Below are 3,681 nucleotides of genomic sequence, written 5' to 3'. Positions count from 1 at the left end.
AACCCGGCGCTTGCTTCACCGCAAATCCGCCGCTTAATCTGACCAACCAGATGCGCCAGACCCTCTCTTAGATCACGCCGCCAACTGGCCCAAAACCTCTGACGACGGACAGTGGCAAGCGGCTATGTCTACGTCTTTGGTTTCGATGGAGAGAAAATCCGCCATATGACCAAAGTATGGAATGAAGGTTTTGTACTCCGTCAGCCTGAGTGGGTCTGAGATCCGTCGATTGAGCTGTGTGCGCCTTGGTCGCGGCAGAAATCAGAACTCGGTCGAAATCCATGAAATCGGGAAACGAACCGGCATGTCGGTAAGGGCCCCCGGCGTACAGATTACGTCCTTACTGCTTTGGGAATAGACTGGGCGACGCGCCGAACTCGTACCCCCTCATGGAAATCGTAATTAGACTATCAAGACGCGTCGCCTTGTCTGGGTACGAGTCAGGCGTGGCGAAAGTTTGTCTGGTTCATGAAGAATTCAAATTCTCTGATTTCAAAGGAACGCAACGACAATCGGTTTTTGGCCCGATTTCGCCTGTTGAGCGCCGCATTGGCATCGTGGTTCGAACTATGCCAGACTGTTGCGCATTGCATCAATACGCGATGAAATATCGTGGGGCGGCGTGTCAAACTCACCATGAGTTAAAAAAATACGCTGAAACAAATATCGACGCGCCACCCACATCGGAATCCTGTCATTGCGGCAAAATTATGTCTATATCTCCATTGTTGACAATTTGTTTCCGTATTGGAACCTTCGTGAGTAAGAACTTTAGTCAGTTCGACCGATAGTCCATATTCAGCGTGCCTGATATGACTGTCTTGTTGACACTCTCATCACTTGTAACCCGTCATTTCCAGGTATCCTCGGCCCGTGTGGCTGCCGGTAACATAGACCGGGCCTTCCCAATAGGGAAAAGACGTTCCCATCCAAGATGATGGGTTGAGAGCGGTAACCTGAACGTCAAGGCCCTGCTTTTCCAGTTGCAAATTCCAGCCGGTCGGGATGGTCCGTCCTGCAACTTGGCTGTTTTGCAGTGGTCTGGCAGACAGAGAACCATCTGGCAAGAATGTTGAACTCCCGTTTGGAGAGATCCAGGTTGCAGCGGTAAAGTCGCCATTTTTGCTGCGCAGCCGAAATGCCATGAGCTTGTCTCCGCTGTCAAAGCTCAATGAGAACCAGTCCCATCCCGATTGATCATCTGCAAGGGGCTGTGAAGACCATTCCCGATCCAGCCAAGCCTGTCCCGTGACCGCAATTTCGCCATCTGGCAGTTTCAAAATGCCGGACGCAGCGTAAGCGGGTTGCGAATAGTAATAGCTGACCTGACCGGATGCCGACTTTGTCGATACCCCGTTCTCACCGTGAAGAATGAGCGGACCTTTTGCTTCGAGGGTCAAATCATAAGCAAATCGGGCGCCACGTGCGAACAATGACAGGGTGTCGAGATTTGGGCCAGCCATTTGCCAGTCGTCGATCCACGCCGAAAAGGGATCGGCAATGACCCCTGCCTGACCTATGCCGCCACGCGAACGTCTCTCGGCGAACATATGGGCATCGGGTGTGGTGACCGCTGCGTGGCCCAACCACAGTTGGGGGCTTTGCCATCCGTCCGCTTCCCGTGGTTTCAAGGCAGTGCGAAAAAGCGTCCACTGAATGCCATAGTCGCGCCCGTCTTCTCCCGAGAGCGTGGCGGTGACGTACCACCATTCGATGCGAAACGAAGGATGCGCGCCGTGATCGGCGGGAAACGAAAGCTTATACCCACGTCGGGGAGTCTCAAAACCTTCTGCGGTCGCGCCTAGACCTGCAAAACCCTGTGCCAAGACAGGCCAAGGTAGGAGCAGACACAAGACAAGCACTTTAACGTTCATTTGCAAAGACTTTCAACAGATCGGATGGTGGCAGGCGATAAAGTCTGAGCGCGGGGATAACAGCAGCCAATGCAGCGGCCAACAGGGCCATCATCGAAAGCAAGAGCCAATCTGAGGGAAAAAGATACATCGGCAATCTCCAACCAAATGCCTCGACATTGATTACTGTAAGCAGGATCCATGCCAAAAGCAGACCCAAAGGAAGTGCCAGTATGGCCGTCAAGGCAGCAAGAACGACGCTTCGGATCAGTTCCAATCCGGCCAGGTTCTGGCGAGACAGGCCCAATGCCCAAACTGGCGCAACTTGCGGCAGGCGTTGCCCCCAAAGTGTCAACAAGCTTGTCAGGATTGCGAACCCCGCGACGCCAAGGGTAAGGATATTGAGTGCAGCCGTTACGACAAACGTCTTCTCAAAGATTGCGCGGGATTGCTCCTTTAAGGCGGCCTGATGGATAACCGAAGTGTCAGGCAGATCGAACTGTGTGCGAATACTCCGTGCCAACTCGGTAGCGAGTTCAGGAGCGATACGGACGCCAAAACGCCGGTTCGGGGCGTTGGGAAAGCGTTCTTCAAACCGTTCCATAGAGATGATCGCCTGACCGGTCGGGTTGCCATAATCCGAATATACCCCTGCGACTGTTGGAGCCCAGTCAGGGGCGAGTATCAGTGTATCTCCGGGCCAAAGGTTGCCGCGCCGCGCAAGTTGTTCGTTTACCAGTACACCTGTTCCTGTGGCCACCTTGTCCCAAACATCGCGATCAGCAGAAATAAGAGGCCATTTCTGCCGGTATGTCGGGTGATCGATGATGCCATAAAGAAACAGCGGCCCTGTCTCGTGCCGCAACTCGAACCGGCGGATGGGCAGAACCGCATCGGCCCGTGTTGCAAGCCACTCGCCAAGTTCCTGGCCTTGGTTGTCATCCAGAGCAGTTACATACAATTCTGAGGTCAACCGTTGATCCAGCCAGCCGTCGAACGTCAAGCGAAAGCTCGACACCATCGTTCCGACGCCGATATTGGCAGCCAGTGCCAGCAACAGAGCCATCAGCGCCAGCGCCAACCCCGGCAGTTGCGCCTGCAAATCTGCCCAAACCCATTGAGTGATCGGCGTCTTGGCAGTGCGCGCGCATAAAATCAGGACGCGCGACAACGCAAACGGAAGCATCAGCGCAACGCCCAACAGCAAACCAGCCAACAGCACGAATCCTGCCCAAAGGCCATCAAACAGGACAACAGGGGCCACTCCGGCGGCAACCAACGCAGCACCGATAACAGCGCTTCGCGTTTGCGCGTTGCCCGCCCCACGCCAAGCTTGCTCGCCGGGGGCGCTTAGTAGCGGCAATCGTGCCAACTTCCATAATCCCTGAGCGCTTGCAACCAATGTCCCACCAACAGCCATGCCGATCCCCGAGACAACCCATTCGGGACGTAGTGACATCTGCCCTTCAACCGGCGCGTCGTACAGTCCACGCAATGTCGCCGCAACATCCGGCAGAAGTGCACCCGCAAGCCAGTATCCAAGGACCAGGCCCAATCCTCCGCCAGCGAATGAAAGAAATAATAGCTCGGTTGCGACGAGCCCGGTGATCAGCTCCAACGGAACACCCAGCGCGCGCAGGGTACGGATCATGCCACGCCTTTGCGACAGGGCAAGGCCAATGGTGCCGTGAACGATGAACAAACCCACTGCAAAGGATAAAAGACCAAATGCGGTCAGATTCAGGTGAAAACTTTCGGTCAGTTGCGCGGTATCGGTACCTGGGCCGCTGCTGATCCGTTCCAGGTCAGGTGCCAGTTCACTCAACGG

The 3,681-nt window shown here is 55.1% G+C and carries 2 protein-coding genes; both read right to left on the bottom strand.

What is annotated here, in order from left to right:
- Nucleotides 1–836: 836 nt before the first annotated feature.
- A complete protein-coding gene (locus AC2FNB_RS20730; protein WP_496748639.1) occupies nucleotides 837–1,874 on the bottom strand; it encodes a lipocalin-like domain-containing protein in 1,038 nt (345 codons plus the stop codon).
- The coding region (locus AC2FNB_RS20725) for an FtsX-like permease family protein (RefSeq protein WP_496748638.1) at nucleotides 1,864–3,681 on the bottom strand (1,818 nt) is incomplete at its 5' end. The genes AC2FNB_RS20725 and AC2FNB_RS20730, both read right to left, overlap by 11 nt.

The organism is Ruegeria sp. BHSB058 (assembly GCF_059613285.1).
Note: the sequence above shows the minus strand (reverse complement) of the source record. Positions and strands in the feature narration are given on the sequence as shown.